The organism is Allobosea sp. NPDC055594 (genome assembly GCF_053618995.1).
In genome coordinates this window covers 14,709-31,282 of record NZ_JBSHIO010000014.1, presented here as the reverse complement: position 1 = coordinate 31,282, position 16,574 = coordinate 14,709, and the positions used below count along the sequence as shown (strand labels likewise).

Here is a 16,574-nt window from a genome sequence, read left to right as displayed (position 1 = left end):
CCTGCAAGCCGTTCAAAGGCATGATCTCATTCCTCTGGCAACCGCAAGACGACGGCGCGGAACCTTGCGCCGAGCAGGATCCGCCGCACCGTACGCTTCGGGTGACGGCAGGAACGCTACCAACAGACTGGCGGAGGCGGATGAGCTCAGAATCCCAACTCTGCGCTGGTCATCCCAATCTTTGGAGGGGCTGCTCGGCTTCGCTCGCGAGGGCCAGTGCGAGCGAGGACCTGCCCCTGAAGCCGAGCGCGACCGGGATCAGCAGCAGGAAGCCGGCCGCCGAGACGGTGGCCATCAGGCAGTAAACATGTTCGCCCCATTCACCGTAGAGATGGCCCGCCAGCGTGGTCAGGACAGCCATGATCCCGGCCCAGCTCGCCGCCAGCCAGGCTTGCGCCTGTGCCAGCAGCCCGACAGGCACGATCCGTGCGAGCAGGAAGACGCTGCTCAGATGCGTCGCTCCGAAGGTCAGCCCGTGGGTGAACTGGAGCAGGACCAGGAAGCCGATCTGCGGATCCTGCGCCATCCCGACCCAGCGCAGGGTCGCGATCACCGCGCTGGCGGCGAGCAGAGCGGCGGCGCCGGCAGAGCCCCGCACGATATAGCCGAGCAGGCTGAAGAAGGCCATTTCCGAGACGATGCCCGCGGCCCAGAGCGCGCCCATGGTTCCGCCAGACATGCCGAGGCTCTGCCAGTGCAAGGTGCTGAAGCCGTAGACCGCGGCATGGCTGGCCTGAACGAGCGCGGCGCCGGCGATGGTGAGGACGAGCAGATGCGGCGAAGCGAGCTTCCCGGCCGGTTGCGTGGCGGCGGCCGGGCGTTCCGGGACGCGAATGACCGCCACGGCCCACGCCGCAAGCGTGGTCGCAAGGGCCGACAGAAGCAGCATTCCGATGATCGAGCTGGCAGGGAGCCAGTCCAGCATCCAGCCGGCGGAGAGGTTCGCAATCGCGAAGCCGGCCGAGCCCCAGAGGCGGATACGGCCATAGCGCAATTCCGGGGTCCGCAGTTCGTTCAGGCTTCGCAAGGTGACGGCGTCGGTGAGGGCGATCAGCGGCCCCTGGGCGAGCGCGATGGCGACGACCAGCAGGAGGATCGGCAGGAAACCGCCGGCGAAGGCGAGCAGCCCCGTACCGATGGTGACCGCGGCCGAACAGATGACCAGCGCCGCCCTCGCGCCTCCGCTGCGGTCGGCCAGCGCGCCGACGACCGGGTTCGCGATGATGCGGGCCAGGAGCGGCGCGGCCAGCATGATCCCGATGGCTTCGTCGCTGAGCGACTGCGCGCGCAGCCAGAGCGGAAAAAACGGCAGGTTGACGCCGAGCTCGAAGAACAGGGCGGCGTAGAGAAAGGAAAGCCGCCCGGTGGCCGCCTTCATGCCTCATGCCCGGCGTCGGCCGGGCCGGCTTCGGGCGTGCGGAGGTCGAAAGGTGCCGCTGAGAGCTGCGCCAGGCTGCGCTCGCGCGCTTCGCTCGGGCTGTGGCCAAATTCGCGCCGGAAGGCCCGGCTGAAGGTGGAGTGGTCGACGAAGCCGACCTCGTTGCCGATGATGTGGATCGACGGTGAATCGCGATGCGAGCTCAGGCGGCGATAGGCCTCGCGCAATCTTTCGCGGTTGATGAAATGGGCGACGCCGCCCGTGCTCTCGAACAGGCGGTAGAGCTTGGAGCGTGACATCGCCATCAGACGGGCCAGTTGCTCGGGGCCGAATTCGGGGGAGGCCATGTTCTGCCGGACCACCAGGCGGGCCCGGTCGATCAGCAGGGAGGCCAGAGAGGCTTCCGCCGCTTCCGCGCGGGCGGCGCGCGGGACGACACAGGCGGCGACGAGGGCGCGCGTCGCCGCGGCGAGATCCTGAGCATGGGCCGGCGGGATATGGGGCAGTTGCCGGGCCAGATTGTCCATGTAGCCGGCGAGCAAGGCGCCGAGCTGGGGATTGATGTCGAGCGCATGCGCCTGTTCTAAATCGTCGCGCTCGTTGCGGCAGAAATCCCTCGGCAGGAACAGGGTCAGGACCTCGGTATCCTCGGCCTGGCCTTCGAATGGCAGGGCGAGCGACCGAAAGCTGATGTTCGGCCGCGCGGCCGCGAGATAGTCGCCGCCCCGTCTCGGATAGGAACGTGCGGACACCACGCACCAATGGTCCAGGAAGGAGCGGGGGCGGTGCCGCCAGTGCCGGGCCGGCGTGTCGGAATACAAGGTTCGCGTGAGGATGATGTTGCCGAAGGTCCAGGAGGAGAATTCGACGGCGAAGGATTCCGAGGTTGCCGGCGTCGGCAGGAGGTCGATCGTGCCCGAAAGCAGCGAGCGCCACGCTTCGAACTGATCGCGCGCAGGCAGATCCCTCGTCGAGAAGCTCTGAACGAAGACGGACCCGGTCGGCGCATGCGGAGTGCTGTGAGTGGAAGTTGTCACGCCGCCTTCCTTTTTTATGGTGCCAATTGGGACTTCCAGGATTGCAGTCAACGCGCGCCCGATTCCAGTTCGTCTTGGATGATTTCGTCAACCTGTATTCGGTCTGATGCGATTTCTTTTGTTTTGGATCAATTCTGAATTTCGATCTGAAGGTCTGATCCGGCTTTGCGCTTCCCGGACCGGACGTTTCCTCTAGCGCAGGGACGCGGCATCGAAGATGCGGATCGGGGCGGTGACGAGGAGGCTGGCCGCCGAACCGAGCGCATCCGCAGCCGCCAGGGGCGGGGATATATCCGTGTCCGTGATGACCTGGCCCTGCAGCAGCCGGTCTCCGATCAGACGGACGGCATCGGGGCTGGCGGCATAGAGATCGTGGTTGATGCGGTCGCCGGCGTTGATGGCGCTGAGATCTAGCACGGTGATGCCCGACAGTCCGGCAAACTGCTGCTGGTACTCGTCGCGGGTCAGGTCGATGCCGCCGAGGCGCGTCGCCCCCCTGGAGATGAAGCGCGAGAGCTGCAGCGCCCGGTCATGCTGGGCGACGAACAGGGTGATCTGCGGCCGGCGCTTGCCCATATCCTCGACCTGGCGCCGGAACACGCCGACATCGAGGTCGGGCGAGGCGAGGATCAGATTGCTGATCTTGCGCGGCACGCCGCCCTGCTCGAGCGCGAGCTGGCGGACAGCCTCGACGGCCGGCCAGCTGCCCATGGAATGGGCGAGGATGACGATGTCGCTGACGGACGGGCTGTTCGCCGCGGCCTTCAAGAGATAGGCGAGGTCCGAGCGCGAATAGGAGGCGTTGTCGAAATCGCGGGCATAGTCGAGCAAATGGCCGCGCGATGGCCAGGAGAACAGGGCCGGCAGCGCATTCGCATCGGCATCGTGTGCGAGTTGCGCAAAGCGGAAGACCGCCCGGTCGAACGGCGTGTTGAAGCCGTGCACGAAAACGAAGACGCGACGCTTCCGGCCATTCGCCTTGTTGAACCAGGACGCCAGCTGCGGCTTGGCGATCGGCGTCACCGAGCTGACGGTGAAATCCGTCTCCGGATTGCCGGGGACAGAACGCGGCAATTGGATGGTGCCGACCTCGCGGTCGCGCGGGATCGAGACGACGATGTTGGAGAAGGAGACGGTGTCTCCGCGATCGCCGCTAAACAGGACGCCCGGCTCGGCCGAAGGCGCGCGCGTCGTCGCGGTGAGCATGTCGACCCGGTCGGTGCCCGGAACAGCGGGCACGATCTGCAGCATGCCGGTCGGTGCGGAAGCGCAGGCGCCTAGGCCGAGCGCGCAGGCCAGCGCCATGACGGCATGTCGCCAGGGTCGGCGGTTTCGATTCGGAGTCACCGACGGACTCCAGAATGTGAACGCCGGGCCGCCGGAGCGTGAGATGGACAGCACAAGAGAGATTCGCTTCGATTTCCGCGCATCGGTGTCACTTTGGCCATCCGCGCTGCGGCTGTGAATCGGAGGCTCACTCAAGGTCATGACAGGATAAAGAAGCCGCCCGATAGCAGCAAGCTTGCGGTCGCCGGGCTTTGGTAGGCTTCGGAGGTAACTTTGGGACAGGCGGCCCACTTTTTGGGATTCTGTGCCGATGCCCATTCCGCAAGGCGATCTAAGTTTCCGAGAATACGCACCGGCTCTGTGCCCGGTCATCACATTTGTACCGACGCAGTCCTTGCAGGGTGCGCCAATGCCAGGCTCGGGGGAGAAGGCACTATGACTGTCGAGAGCACGGCGCCGAAGACGACGATGCAGCGATTTCTCGATACCGTCGAGAAAGTCGGGAACATGGTTCCCCATCCGGTCATCATCTTCCTGATCCTGATCGGCATCGTCATCGTCCTTTCCGCCGTGCTGAGCCTGTTCGGCGCGGCCGTCACCTTCGAGCGGATCAATCCCGACACGCACAAGGTCGAGACGGCCTCCACGGCGATCCGGAGCCTTCTGAACGTCGAAGGCATCCGCTTCATGTATTCCTCGCTGATCCCGAACTTCATGAGCTTCACCGCGGTGGGGCTGATGATCGTCGCGATGATCGGCGCCGGCGTCGCCGAGGAATCGGGGCTCGTCACCGCGCTGATCCGCAAGCTCGTGATCGTCTCGCCGGCCTGGGCGCTGACCTATATCCTGGCTTTCGTCGGCATCCTCGCCTCGATCGCCGCCGATGCGGGCTATCTCGTGCTGATCCCGCTCGCCGGCATCGCCTATCTCGCGGTCGGACGGAATCCGCTGGCTGGCCTGGCACTCGGCTTCGCGGCGGTCGCCGGCGCCTTCACCGTCAACATGCTGATCAAGCCGCTGGACGCGGTGCTGGTCGAGTTCACCAATGACGCTGCGCGCCTCGTCGATCCCAACCGCTCGATCGGCCTCGCCTCCAATCTCTGGTTCTCGATCGCCTCGGTGATCTTCCTCACCGTTGTCGTCGCCTTCATCACCGACAAGATGATCGCGCCGCGCCTGGGCGCCTACGACCCGTCCAAGGCGGCCGAGGGTACCACCACCGAGCAGGGCGCCGTGCTGTCCGAATCGGAGAGCCGCGGGCTGCGCTATGCCGGCTTCGGCATGCTCGGGCTGATCGCGGTCTTCCTCGTGCTCACCGTCCCGTCCTGGGCGCCGTTGCGCAATCCGACCACCGGCGAGCTGATCGGCAACTCGCCCTTCATGAACGGGCTGATCGCCCTGATCATGTTGATGTTCCTGGTCAGCGGCTGGTGCTACGGCATCGGCGCCGGGACGCTGCGGACCCTGACCGAAGTGATCGCGGCGATCGAGAAGTCGATCAAGAGCATGGGCGGCACGATCTTCCTGTTCTTCGTGCTCAGCCAGTTCGTCGCCTATTTCACCTATACCAATATCGGCACGGTGATGGCGCTCAGCCTGTCGGGCGTCCTGCAGGCGGCCAATATCGGCGCGCTGCCGCTGCTGCTCGGCTTCATCGTCGTGGTCGCGATCATCGACCTCCTGCTCACCGGCGCCATCGCCAAATGGGCGATCTTCGCCCCGGTCTTCGTGCCGCTGCTGATGAAGCTCGGCGTCGAGCCCGAGGCGGTGCTGGCGGCCTATCGCGTCGGCGATTCCCCGATGAACGCGATCACCCCGCTCAACGCCTATTTCGCCCTCGTCGTCGGCTTCGCCCAGAAATACGACCGCAATGCCGGCGTCGGCACCATCGTCTCGCTGATGCTGCCCTATGTCGTCTGGATGTTCGTGCTGTGGACCGCGCTCTTCGCGGTCTGGAAGATGCTGGGCCTGCCCTGGGGCCTCTGATCGACCGCCGGATCCACATTTAAAATCAATCCAGACCCAACCCTCGGATGGATGTCATGAGCACTGCCAATATCCCCCTCGATGTCGAAGGCGCGATCGACCACCTGATGAACTTCCTCTCGGTTGAGGGCGTCACCGGCGAGGAGGCTGCGATCGCCGCCGCGGTCAGCGAAGCCCTGAAGAAGGCCGGCGTGCCCGCTTCCGCGATCCGCTTCGACGATGCCAACACGCGCATCCCGGTGCCGACCCAGACCGGCAACCTGATCGTCGACCTGCCTGGCACCAAGCCCGGCCCGCGGCTGATGTTCTCGACCCATCTCGACACCGTCCCGCTTTGTGCCGGTGCCAAGCCGAAGCGCGAGGGTGACCGGATCGTCTCCGATGGCACTACAGCGCTTGGCGGCGATGCCCGTACCGGCGTCGCGCTGCTCGTGGTGCTGGCCGAGACGCTGCTCAAGCACAAGCTGCCGCATCCGCCGATCACGCTGCTCTTCACGGTTCGCGAGGAGAGCGGCCTGCACGGCGCGCGCGAGCTCAACCCGGCCGAGCTCGGCGGTCCGGTGATGTGCATCAATGTCGATGGCCAGCTCGCCTCCGAGCTGATCATCGGCGCGGTCGGCCAGGAGAACTGGGAAGTCGAGATCAAGGGCAAGGCCTCCCATGCCGGCGTCGCGCCGGATAGAGGCATCTCGGCGACCCTGGTCGGCGCGCTCGGTCTTGCCGAGGCGAAGCGCACCGGCTGGTTCGGCAAGGTCGTCAAGGGCGACGAGTTCGGCACCAGCAATATCGGCATTTTCGGCGGCAAGAACGGCAAGCCGGCCGGCGACGCCACCAATGTCGTCACCGACTACGCCTTCCTGAAGGGCGAGGCGCGCAGCCCCGAGCTGAGCTTTGCCACCAAGATCGTCGATGGCTACGAGGCGGCCTTCGCCAAGGCCAAGGCCGAGGTCACGGACCATGAGGGCGAGACCGCGGAGGTGACCTTCCGCCGGGCCGCCGCCTATCCGCCCTTCAAGCTCGCCGACGATGCGAAGGTGGTGAAGCGGGCCGCTCGCGCCCTCGGGATCCTCGGCATTGAGCCGACCTATCTGTTCTCGAATGGCGGGCTCGATGCGAACTGGCTCGACAGGGCCGGTATCCCGACCATCACCATCGGTGCCGGCCAGGCCGAGATCCATACGATCAAAGAGTTCGTGAAGCTCGACGAATACGAGAAGGGCTGCCGGCTCGGCATCCTGATGGCGACGCTCGAAGACTAAAGACAAAATCGAGCGGGCGGTGACGGCCCGAGCAGACGCAACAAGGAGCTGAGCGTGAGCCCGATAGCCTATACCGCCCTGATCATCGCAGTCGCGGTCGTCCTGTTCGTCACGAACAAGGTGCCCGTTGTGCTGGTGGCGATGGGCACGGCGCTCTCGCTCTGGGCGACCGGGGTACTCACCCTGCCGCAATCGCTCGGCGGGCTCGGCGATCCCGCCGTGATCTTCATCGCCTCGCTGTTCATCATCAGCTCGGCGCTCGAGGTCACCGGCGTCACGGCCTGGGCGGGCCAACTGCTGATCAAGGGCGCGGGCGAGGAGAGCCGCACGCGCCTGCTCCTGCTGACCATGACGCTCGTCGCCCTGCTGACCGCCCTGATCAGCGTCAACGGCGCCGTCGCGGCGTTGATGCCGGTCGTCGTGGTGATCGCGGTCAGGCTGCGGCGGAACTCGTCGCAGCTCCTGATGCCGCTGGTCTTTGCGGCCCATGCCGGCTCGCTGCTCGCTTTGACCGGCACGCCGGTCAACGTGCTGGTCTCCGAGGCGGCGGCGGATGCCGGCGTCGGCGGCTTCGGCTTCTTCGAGTTCGCGCTCGCGGGCATCCCGCTGCTGCTCGGCTCGATGGCGATCATGATCCTGTTCGGCGAGAAGCTGCTGCCCCAGCGCAACGGCGCGACCATGCCGGCCGATTTCAGCCGGCATGCCAGAACATTGGTCGAGCAGTACGGGCTCGCCAGCGGCGTCTTCCAGCTGCGCGTGCGTCCGACCTGCCCCTATATCGGCCAGCCTGCGACCGCGGTCGATGTCAGCGGCTATCCGGGCCTGCAATTCGTCGCGATCCAGGAGGGCGAGAGCGGCGGCCCGCTGCGCCGGGGGACGATCGCCGAGGGCGATTACATCCTGCTGCGCGGCGAAGCCGAGGCGGCCGCGAACCTGTCGGTCAAGATGCATCTCGCCTTCCGCGACGAGGGCGCCGCGGCCGGCGAGGGCGAAGAGACGCTGTTCAACCGCCGCTCGGGCCTCGCCGAGGTGGTGATCCCGCCGCGCTCCGGCCTGATCGGGCAGAGCGTGTTCCCGGGCATGGTCACCGAAAGCGGCGACCTGATCATCCTCGCCGTGCAGCGTGCCGGCAATGAGGTCGCCGCCGCGAGCGCGACCAGCGATGGCGGCGGCATCGTGCTGCAGACCGGCGACACCATGCTGCTCCAGGGCACCTGGAAGGCGCTCGACACCCATCTCGACGATCCCGACGTGCTGGTCGTCAGCTCGCCGGAGCTCGTCCGGCGCCAGGCGGTGCCGATGGGGCCGGGGGCGAAGCAGGCGATCGTCATCCTGTTCGCCATGGTGCTGATGCTGGCGACCGGCATCGTGCCGCCGGCGGTGGCCGGGCTGCTCGCGGCCGGCGCCGTCATCCTCTGCGGCATCATGAATGTCGAGCAATCCTATCGCGCGATTTCGTGGACGACGGTGATCCTGGTCGGCGCGATGATGCCGCTCTCGACCGCGATGGTGGAGACCGGTGCCGCCAAGATGCTGGCCGAGCGGCTGGTCTATATGGTCGGCGATGCCGGGCCGATGGCGCTGCTCGCCGGGCTGTTCGTGCTGACCGCGGTCATGGGCCAGCTGATCAGCAATACCGCGACCGCGCTGATCGTCATCCCGATCGGCGTCGCCGCGGCCGCCAGCATGGGCATCTCGCCGCGTCCGGTGCTGATGAGCACGGCGGTGGCGGCCGCCGGCGCCTTCCTGACGCCGATCGCGACGCCGACCAATCTGATGGTGATGGGGCCGGGCGGCTACGCCTTCAGCGATTACTGGAAGCTCGGCCTGCCGCTGTTGATCTGGTTCTTCGTGGTCGCGGTCTTCATCGTGCCCCTGATCTGGCGCTTCTGACGCACCCCACCGCGGCATTCGCGATCTGTTTTCAGTACCGGCCGGCGCGAACCACCGCGCCGGCCTTTGCCGTCTGACGCAGGGCCATGAAGTTGACCTTCGGCTCGTTCCCATTCGACAATCTTCGTCGTGCGGAAATGCGCATAGCGCATCGCGTATCGCTGTTGCTTACTCGTGAGTAAGGTCATGAACAGCGAGTACGAGCGCTGGAGACACCGCGGCGATCAATGATCGCGGGCTCGACGGGAGGATCAGATGAACGAAGCCGGGGCTCCTGTGCTCCTGGCGGTCGAGGGGGCCGTTGCGGTCATCACCCTCAATCGCCCGCAAGTGCTCAACGCGATCGACGCTGCGACCGCGCGCGCCTTCGGTGAGGCCGTGGCGGGCATCGCCGCCGATCCCGCCGTGCGCTGCGTGCTGCTGCGCGGCGAGGGCCGGGCCTTCTGCGCCGGCGGGGACGTTTCCCGTTTCGTCGATGGCGACCCGCTCGGTGCGGTCGAGGCGATCATCGACCCGTTCCATGCCGCTCTGAAACAGCTCGACTCCCTCTCCGTGCCCACGGTCGCGGCGGTACAGGGCGCCGCTGCCGGCGCCGGGTTCAGCCTCGCATTGGCCTGCGATCTCGCGCTTGCCGCCGACGATGCCGTGTTCACCCTCGCCTATGCCCGCATCGGCGCGAGCCCGGACGGCTCGGCGACCTACCGGCTGCCGCGGCTGGTCGGGCCGCGCAAGGCGCTCGAACTCGCCATGCTGGCCGAGCCGGTCAAGGCGCCCGAGGCGCTCGCGCTCGGTCTGGTCAATCGCGTCGTGCCCGCCGCCTCGCTTCAGGACAAGGCGCTGGCGCTGGCGCAGCGGCTCGCCGCCGGTCCGACCGGAGCCTATGGCCGGATCAAGGACCTGATCGGCCATTCGCTCGACAACGCGCTCTCCGCGCAGCTCGATCGCGAGCGCGAAGCGTTCCTCGCCGGTGTGCGCACCGCCGACTTCAAGGAGGGCGCGAGCGCGTTCCTGGCGAAGCGGCCGGCCCGGTTCGAGGGGCGCTGAGATGATGGCATTGCAGGCGGGCCCGGTAGCCCGGCCCATTCTGGAGGTCGCGGGTGTCTCGCTCGCCTTCGGCGGCGTGCGCGCTTTGACCGACGTCTCCTTCCAGGTGCCGGAAGGCTCGATCACCGCAGTGATCGGGCCCAATGGCGCCGGCAAGACCTCGCTGTTCAACACGATCTCCGGTTTCTACCGGCCGCAGGCCGGGCAGATCAGCTTCGCTGGCGAGAGCCTGACCGGCGTGCGCGCGCCGGAACGGGCGGCGCGGGGCCTCGCCCGCACTTTCCAGAACATCGCCCTGTTCCGCGGCATGACCGTACTCGACAACATCAAGCTCGGCCGGCACGCGCATCTGCGCACCGGCGTGCTCGACGCGCTGTTCTATTGGGGCCGGGCGCAGAAGGAGGAGCTGGAGCTGCGGGCTGAGATCGAGGAGCGGATCATCGACTTCCTCGAGATCCAGCACATTCGGAACGCCTCGGTCGCGACCCTGTCCTACGGGCTGCAGAAGCGTGTCGAGCTCGCCCGGGCGCTGGCGATGCGCCCGCGCGTCCTGATGCTCGACGAACCGGTCGCCGGCATGAACCGCGAAGAGACCGAGGACATGGCCCGCTTCATCCTCGATGTGAAGGAGGAATGGGGCGTCACCATCCTGATGGTCGAGCACGACATGGGCATGGTGATGGACATCTCCGACCATGTCGTCGTGCTGAATTTCGGCCAGGTCATCGCCAGCGGCACGCCGCGGGAGGTCCAGGGCAACGAGGCGGTGATCGCGGCCTATCTCGGTGCCGGCGATGTCGGCGAGCTCTCGCGCCGGATCAAGGCGGAGGCGGTGTGATGGACGCGCTCTTCCTCTTCGAAGTCACCCTGGCCGGGCTCGGTGCCGGCGCGCTCTATTCGCTGACCGGCGTCGCCTTCGTGCTGATCTACAAGGCGACCCGCGTGGTCAATCTCGCCATCGGCGAGATCCTGATGCTGGGCGGCTATGCCTTTCTCGGCTTCGCCGCAGGGCTCGGCCTTTCGCCCTGGCTTGCTTTGCCGCTCGCCATCGCGGCCGGCGGCGTGCTCGGCTGGCTGGTCGAGCGCACCATGATCCGGCCGATGCTCGGCGAAAGCCCGATCTCGGTGTTCATGGTGACGATCGGCCTCGGCTCGATCCTCGCCGGCGTCGTCCAGCTCGGCTGGGGCGCCGATCCGCTACGGCTGCCCGAATTCATGCCGTCGACACCGGTCTTCATCGGCGAGGCCTATCTCGCGCCGAAGGTCGCGATCGGCTTCGTGGCGGCGGCCGTGGTGATCGGGCTCTTTCTCGCCCTGTTCCGGTTCTCGCGCGGTGGCGTCGCGCTGAAAGCGACGGCGGCCGACCAGGGCGCCGCCTATTCGGTCGGCATCGACGTGCCGCGTGTCTTCTCCGTCGCCTGGATCCTCGCCTGTGCCACCGCCGCGGGCGCGGGCGTTCTGGTCGGGGCGATCGGCGGGATCTCGCCGACCATGGGCGTGTTCGGGCTTTCGGTGCTGGTCGTCGTGATCATCGGCGGGCTCGATTCGATCGCCGGGGCGCTGGTCGGCGGCCTCTTGATCGGGCTGGTCGAGGCGCTGGCCGGCGCCTTCCTCGGCGGCGAGTTCAAGCTCGTCGTCACCTTCGCTTTGCTGCTCGTGCTGCTGATGGTCCGGCCCTACGGCCTGTTCGGCACGCATGAGATCGAGAGGCTTTAGCGCCATGCGGATCGGCACGCTCAAGACCAGCTATGCCGCCGACGAGGCGCTGTTCGATAGCTCCGTGCAGCGCACGCTGCTTGTGTTGCTCGCACTCGCTGCGGTCGCCTTCCCGTTCGTTGCGAGCCCGTACTGGCTCTTTCTCGCCTGCCTCTGCGCCATCAATGTCGCGAGCGCGACGGGGCTGAACCTGCTCACCGGCTATACCGGGCTGGTCAGCCTGGGGCAGGCGGCGTTCATGAGCGTCGGCGCCTATACGGTCGCGGTGCTGGAGATCCGGCTCGGCACGCCGTTCCTGCTCAACCTGCTGATCGGTGCCGGGCTCGCCGCGATGATCGGCATCCTCGTCGGCATTCCCAGCCTCAAGGTGAAGGGGCTCTACCTCGCCATCGCGACGATCGCGGCCTCGGTTATCCTGCACTTCCTGTTCTCGCACTGGTCGCTGACCGGCGAGGCGCGGGGCCTGTCGATGCCGCCGGCGCGGCTGTTCGGGGTCAGCCTCGACCAGCCCTTCTCGCTCTACTGGCTGATCATGCCGGTGACCTGCCTGATGGTGCTCGGCGCCGCCAACCTGCTGCGGACCCGCATCGGGCGCGCCTTCATCGCGATCCGCGACCGCGACATCTCGGCCGAGGTACTCGGCATCCCGCTGCTGCGCTACAAGCTGACGAGTTTTGCGATCTCGTCCTTCTATGCCGGCCTCGCCGGCGGGCTCTGGGCCTATTTCTTCCGGGTCGTGACGCCGGAGAGCTTTCCGCTGGTCAACTCGATCTTCTACCTCGCCGCGATCATCGTCGGCGGCATGGGGACGATCCTCGGCGGCATCCTCGGCGCGGTCTTCATGACGCTGGTGCCCGAGCTCCTGAAATTCGTCGCGAACTGGGCGACGCCGATCTATCCGGACGCACTCGCGGCACTGGCGCCGGTACGCACCATCGTCTTCGGCGGGCTGATCGTCGGCTTCCTGATCTTCGAACCGCGCGGACTCGCCGAGATCTGGCGGCGGGTGCGGCGCTTCTTCCATCTCTGGCCCTTCAGGACCTGAAGGCGCACGGGACACGTGCCTTTGACGAAACGGCCGTCGCCAAGAGCGGCCATATCAGCGGGAGGACGAACATGAGCAAGATGAGGTTGAACCGGCGGGAGCTTCTGGCCGGGACGGCGGCAACCGCCGCGATGGCGTTCGGGATGGGGCCGCTCGCGGCGCAGGAGGGCGGCGACATCGTGCTCGGCGGCTCGATCCCGCTGACCGGCGTCTTCGCCTTCGCCGGGGTCGGCATCCATGCCGGCATCCAGGACTATCTCAAGATCCTGAACGATGGCGGCGGCATCAAGGGCCGCAAGATCCGGTATGTCGCCGAGGATACCGCCTACAAGGTCGACGCCTCGGTCGCCGCCTTCAACAAGATCACCAGCCAGGAGAAGGTCTCGCTCTACTATGGCGATTCGACCGGCTTCTCGAAGACGATCAATCCCGAGCTCGAGCGCCGCGGCACCATGATCATGGCCGGCGCCTCCTTCGCGACCGAGCTCAACGATCCCAAGAAGTACCCGCTGCAGTTCATGGCGGGGCCGGACTACACCGAGATGTTCGGCATCCTCCTGCGCTACATCGCCAAGGAGAAGCCGGGCGCCCGCGTCGCCTTCGTCTATTCCGACACCGAATTCGGGCGCGACCCGATCGTACCGGGCGAGGCGGTCGCCAAGGAGCTGAAGCTCACCGTCGTCGAGAAGATCGTGACACCGCCGGGCAGCGTCGACGTCTCGACCGAGGTGCTGAAGCTGCGCCGCGCTAATCCCGACTTTACGATCTTCCACGGCTATGTGCTGGCGCCGATCCCGGAATTCGTCACCCAGGCGAAGCAGATGGGCATGAAGAGCCAGTTCATGGGCACCTTCTGGACCATGGACAATTCGACGGTGCAGCGCATGGGCGATGCCGCCGACGGCTTCATGGGCGTGATGCCCTACCGCTACTATTACGACAAGGACGGTACCGCGCCGATGCTGGAGAAGATCCGGCAGATGCGCACCGAGTACCAGTCGACCGGCTACCTGCAAGGCTTCGTCACCGCCATGCTGATGGCCGAGGCGGTGAAGCGCACGCTCGATGCCGGCAAGGAGCTGACCGGCGCCAACCTCAAGGCCGGGCTGAACAGCATCAAGGACTTCGACACCGGCGGCCTGTTCGGCGTGCCGATCTCGATTCCCGGCAATTCCGTGCCGGTCGGCCGGATCTATCGTTTCGACAGCAAGGCCAAGCAGATGCTGCCGGCCTCCGACTGGATCAAGCTTTGATCCTCAGGCGCAGGGTGAGGGGCTGAAGGCATGGCCGGGACCGCGGTGCTCGACGTCAACAATGTCGAGGTCGTCTACAACAGGACGGTGCAGGTGCTGCGCGGCCTGTCGCTGCGCGTGCCGCAGGGGCAGATCGTCGCCCTGCTCGGCTCGAACGGTGCCGGCAAGTCGACGCTGCTCAAGGCCGTCTCGAACCTGCTCGCGCTCGAGGATGGCGCCGTCACCGGCGGCGCCATCCATTTCCAGGGCGACGATATCGCGAGCCTTGCCCCGCATGGCCTCGTCCGGCGCGGCCTGTTCCATGTCATGGAGGGACGGCGCATCTTCGAGGACCTGACGGTCGAGGAGAACCTGACCGCCGCGACTTTCGCGCTGACCGGGCGCAAGCTGCCGGCGGCGGACTTCGATCTGGTCTACAGCTATTTCCCGCGCCTGCACGAGCGCCGCAAGGGGCTGGCGGGCTATCTCTCCGGCGGCGAACAGCAGATGCTCGCCATCGGGCGGGCGCTGATCGCGCGACCCTCGTTGATCCTGCTCGACGAGCCCTCGCTCGGCCTCGCGCCGAAGCTGGTCGAGGAGATCTTCACGATCATCGCCAGGATCAATGCCGAGCAGGGCGTCTCGATGCTGCTCGTCGAGCAGAACGCCGCGGTCGCCTTCGCGGTCGCGAATTACGGCTACATCCTCGAAATGGGCAAGGTCGTGATCGACGGCCCGGTCGAGAAGCTGGTCCGCGACCAGGACGTGCGCGAATTCTATCTCGGCCTCGGCGGCGCCGGGGGCGAGCGCAGCTATCGCGACATCAAGCACTACAAGCGCCGCAAGCGCTGGCTTTCGTGAGGTCGGCAACGATGCGCGAGCTTCTCAATCTCACCCTGCCGCAGATGCTGCGCGAGAATGCGCGGACGATGCCCGAGCGCATCGCCCTGAGGCAGAAGGATTTCGGCATCTGGCTGCCGATCGACTGGGCGGAGTACGACCGCCGCGCCCGGCATTTCGGCCTTGGCCTGCGGGCGCTCGGCCTCGCCGAAGGCGGGCATGTCGGTATCCTCTCCGAGAACCGCGCCGAATGGGTCGTCGCCCAGCTCGGTGCCGGCATGGTCGGGGCGGTGGCGATCGGCGTCTATGCGACCAGCCCGGCCAACGAGGTCGCCTATGTTCTCGGGCATGCGGAAGTCGAGATCGTGGTCTGCGAGGACCAGGAGCAGGCCGACAAGGTGCTGGAGCGCATCGCGGAGCTGCCGAGGCTGAAGCGGATCGTGGTGATCGATCCCAAGGGCCTGCGGCACTACGGCTCGGAGCTGATCATCTCCTTCGCCGATGTGCTGACGAGCGGCGCCGAATACGAGATCGCGCATCCCGGCCTGGTCGAGGCCTGCCTTGCCGCCCAGACTCCGGCCGATATCGGCCTGATGGTCTACACCTCCGGCTCGACCGGCAAGCCCAAGGGCGCGATGCTGAGCTATCGCAACATGCGGGCCCAGGCTGCCGGCGTGATCGAACGGCTCGGCTACGACGCCGACACCACCAACCTGTCCTATCTGCCGCTCTGCCATGTCGCCGAGCAGATGCTGAGCACCATGGCGCCGATCTATGTCGGTTCCTGCGTCTCCTTCGGCGAGTCGATCCGCACCGTGCAGGAAGATCTGCGCGAGATCGCGCCGACGCTCTTCCTCGGCGTGCCGCGGATCTGGGAGAAGCTGCACGCCGCGATCCACATCAAGCTGATGGAGGCCGGCGGTTGGCGCCGGCGTCTGTTCGAGGGGGGTCTCGCCGCCTGCGAGCCCTTCGCCACCAAGCCACCGGCGGCGCGCAGCCTGCGCGAGAAGGCGGTCGCCGGCCTCTACCATCTCGTCATCTTCCGGGCGCTGCAGAACTTCATCGGCCTGCGCAAGGTCAAGGTCGCGCTTACCGGCGCGGCGCCGATCCCGCCGCGCATCGTGCAGTTCTTCCGCACGCTCGGCGTGCCTCTCGTCGAGGTCTACGGCCTGACCGAGACCTCGGGAATGTCCGTCGGCCAGCGCCTTCAGCGCCTGCTGCCTGCTTCAGTCGGCGAGGCGGTTGCCGGTGCCGAACTCAAGCTGGGCGCCGAGGGCGAGCTCCTGCTGCGCGGCGACATCGTCTTCGAGGGCTATTTCCGCAATCCCGAGGCGACCGCCGCCGTGCTGCGCGATGGCTGGCTGCACACCGGCGACGTCGCCGCGATCGAGGATGGCCAGACAAGGATCGTCGACCGGCTGAAGGACATCATGATCACCGCCGGCGGCAAGAATCTCAGCCCCTCCGAGATCGAGAACACGGTGAAGGGCAGCGCCTTCATCAAGGAGTGCATCGTCGTCGCCGATGGCCGGCGCTATCCCTCGGCGCTGATCCAGATCGATGCCGAGACGGTCGGCAAATGGGCCGAGGAGAACCGCATCGCCTTCACCCATTTCCGCAGCCTCGCCGAGCATGGCCGCGTGCGCGAGCTGGTCGCCGCCGAGATCGAGCGGGCCAATGCCCAGCTCGCGCCGGTCGCGCAGCTCAAGCGCTTCCACCTCCTCGTCAAGGAACTCGACCATGACGATGACGAGGTCACCGCGACGATGAAGGTGCGTCGCGCCAACATCGCAAAGAAATACGCCGCCGAGATCGAAGGGCTGTACAAGCCCGAGCGGCAGGCCGAATCCGCCTGAA

General features: G+C 66.7%; 13 protein-coding genes. 10 read left to right on the top strand and 3 right to left on the bottom strand.

What is annotated here, in order from left to right; all coding sequences use genetic code 11:
- Positions 1-169: 169 nt before the first annotated feature.
- The 3 genes from ACWGRX_RS22135 to ACWGRX_RS22125 all read right to left on the bottom strand — a co-directional run bounded on the left by ACWGRX_RS22135 (position 170) and on the right by ACWGRX_RS22125 (position 3,720).
- Positions 170-1,378 carry an MFS transporter gene (locus ACWGRX_RS22135; protein WP_452119318.1) on the bottom strand — a complete coding sequence of 403 codons (1,209 nt, stop codon included), beginning with the start codon at positions 1,376-1,378 and terminating at the stop codon, positions 170-172.
- Positions 1,375-2,415 carry a helix-turn-helix transcriptional regulator gene (locus ACWGRX_RS22130; protein ID WP_452119317.1) on the bottom strand — a complete coding sequence of 347 codons (1,041 nt, stop codon included), beginning with the start codon at positions 2,413-2,415 and terminating at the stop codon, positions 1,375-1,377. Before ACWGRX_RS22130 ends, ACWGRX_RS22135 begins: the two co-directional genes overlap by 4 nt.
- A 192-nt stretch (positions 2,416-2,607) precedes the next feature.
- Positions 2,608-3,720, bottom strand: a complete 1,113-nt coding sequence (locus tag ACWGRX_RS22125) for an alpha/beta hydrolase (RefSeq protein ID WP_452119316.1) — start codon at positions 3,718-3,720, stop codon at positions 2,608-2,610.
- A gap of 417 nt (positions 3,721-4,137) precedes the next feature.
- Between ACWGRX_RS22125 and ACWGRX_RS22120 the strand changes: the two genes are divergently transcribed.
- The 10 genes from ACWGRX_RS22120 (at position 4,138) to ACWGRX_RS22075 (ending at position 16,573) form a co-directional block, all read left to right on the top strand.
- The gene (locus tag ACWGRX_RS22120) at positions 4,138-5,688 is read left to right on the top strand and encodes an AbgT family transporter (RefSeq protein WP_452119315.1); all 1,551 of its coding nucleotides are present in this window, start codon (positions 4,138-4,140) and stop codon (positions 5,686-5,688) included.
- Between the two features lie 47 nt (positions 5,689-5,735).
- On the top strand, positions 5,736-6,947 hold the full coding sequence (locus tag ACWGRX_RS22115; RefSeq protein WP_452119314.1) for a M20/M25/M40 family metallo-hydrolase: 1,212 nt from the start codon (positions 5,736-5,738) through the stop codon (positions 6,945-6,947).
- 54 nt (positions 6,948-7,001) lie between these two features.
- Positions 7,002-8,840, top strand: a complete 1,839-nt coding sequence (locus ACWGRX_RS22110) for an SLC13 family permease (RefSeq protein ID WP_291649066.1) — start codon at positions 7,002-7,004, stop codon at positions 8,838-8,840.
- A 255-nt stretch (positions 8,841-9,095) separates the two neighbouring features.
- Positions 9,096-9,884, top strand: coding sequence for an enoyl-CoA hydratase-related protein (locus ACWGRX_RS22105; RefSeq protein WP_452119313.1), 789 nt, complete (start codon positions 9,096-9,098; stop codon positions 9,882-9,884).
- Position 9,885: 1 nt separating this feature from the next.
- Positions 9,886-10,722 carry an ABC transporter ATP-binding protein gene (locus ACWGRX_RS22100; RefSeq protein WP_452119312.1) on the top strand — a complete coding sequence of 279 codons (837 nt, stop codon included), beginning with the start codon at positions 9,886-9,888 and terminating at the stop codon, positions 10,720-10,722.
- The gene (locus tag ACWGRX_RS22095; protein ID WP_452119311.1) at positions 10,722-11,600 is read left to right on the top strand and encodes a branched-chain amino acid ABC transporter permease; all 879 of its coding nucleotides are present in this window, start codon (positions 10,722-10,724) and stop codon (positions 11,598-11,600) included. The genes ACWGRX_RS22100 and ACWGRX_RS22095 overlap by 1 nt, the downstream gene beginning before the upstream one ends.
- 4 nt (positions 11,601-11,604) lie before the next feature.
- Positions 11,605-12,645 (top strand): branched-chain amino acid ABC transporter permease, encoded by a 1,041-nt coding sequence (locus ACWGRX_RS22090; RefSeq protein WP_452119310.1) that lies wholly within the window; start codon positions 11,605-11,607, stop codon positions 12,643-12,645.
- Between the two features lie 71 nt (positions 12,646-12,716).
- A complete protein-coding gene (locus tag ACWGRX_RS22085; protein ID WP_452119309.1) occupies positions 12,717-13,898 on the top strand; it encodes an ABC transporter substrate-binding protein in 1,182 nt (393 codons plus the stop codon).
- A 30-nt stretch (positions 13,899-13,928) separates the two neighbouring features.
- Positions 13,929-14,738 (top strand): ABC transporter ATP-binding protein, encoded by an 810-nt coding sequence (locus ACWGRX_RS22080; RefSeq protein WP_291638071.1) that lies wholly within the window; start codon positions 13,929-13,931, stop codon positions 14,736-14,738.
- A gap of 11 nt (positions 14,739-14,749) precedes the next feature.
- Positions 14,750-16,573 carry an AMP-dependent synthetase/ligase gene (locus tag ACWGRX_RS22075; RefSeq protein ID WP_452119308.1) on the top strand — a complete coding sequence of 608 codons (1,824 nt, stop codon included), beginning with the start codon at positions 14,750-14,752 and terminating at the stop codon, positions 16,571-16,573.
- Position 16,574: the final 1 nt, after the last annotated feature.

Bases quoted from the DNA above. Each gene is read 5' to 3' on its own strand.
- ACWGRX_RS22135 (WP_452119318.1), bottom strand. From the start codon at position 1,378: ATGAAGGCGGCCACCGGGCGGCTTTCCTTTCTCTACGCCGCCCTGTTC.
- ACWGRX_RS22125 (WP_452119316.1), bottom strand. From the start codon at position 3,720: ATGGCGCTGGCCTGCGCGCTCGGCCTAGGCGCCTGCGCTTCCGCACCG.
- ACWGRX_RS22120 (WP_452119315.1), top strand. From the start codon at position 4,138: ATGACTGTCGAGAGCACGGCGCCGAAGACGACGATGCAGCGATTTCTC.
- ACWGRX_RS22115 (WP_452119314.1), top strand. From the start codon at position 5,736: ATGGATGTCATGAGCACTGCCAATATCCCCCTCGATGTCGAAGGCGCG.
- ACWGRX_RS22105 (WP_452119313.1), top strand. From the start codon at position 9,096: ATGAACGAAGCCGGGGCTCCTGTGCTCCTGGCGGTCGAGGGGGCCGTT.
- ACWGRX_RS22100 (WP_452119312.1), top strand. From the start codon at position 9,886: ATGATGGCATTGCAGGCGGGCCCGGTAGCCCGGCCCATTCTGGAGGTC.
- ACWGRX_RS22095 (WP_452119311.1), top strand. From the start codon at position 10,722: ATGGACGCGCTCTTCCTCTTCGAAGTCACCCTGGCCGGGCTCGGTGCC.
- ACWGRX_RS22090 (WP_452119310.1), top strand. From the start codon at position 11,605: ATGCGGATCGGCACGCTCAAGACCAGCTATGCCGCCGACGAGGCGCTG.
- ACWGRX_RS22085 (WP_452119309.1), top strand. From the start codon at position 12,717: ATGAGCAAGATGAGGTTGAACCGGCGGGAGCTTCTGGCCGGGACGGCG.
- ACWGRX_RS22080 (WP_291638071.1), top strand. From the start codon at position 13,929: ATGGCCGGGACCGCGGTGCTCGACGTCAACAATGTCGAGGTCGTCTAC.
- ACWGRX_RS22075 (WP_452119308.1), top strand. From the start codon at position 14,750: ATGCGCGAGCTTCTCAATCTCACCCTGCCGCAGATGCTGCGCGAGAAT.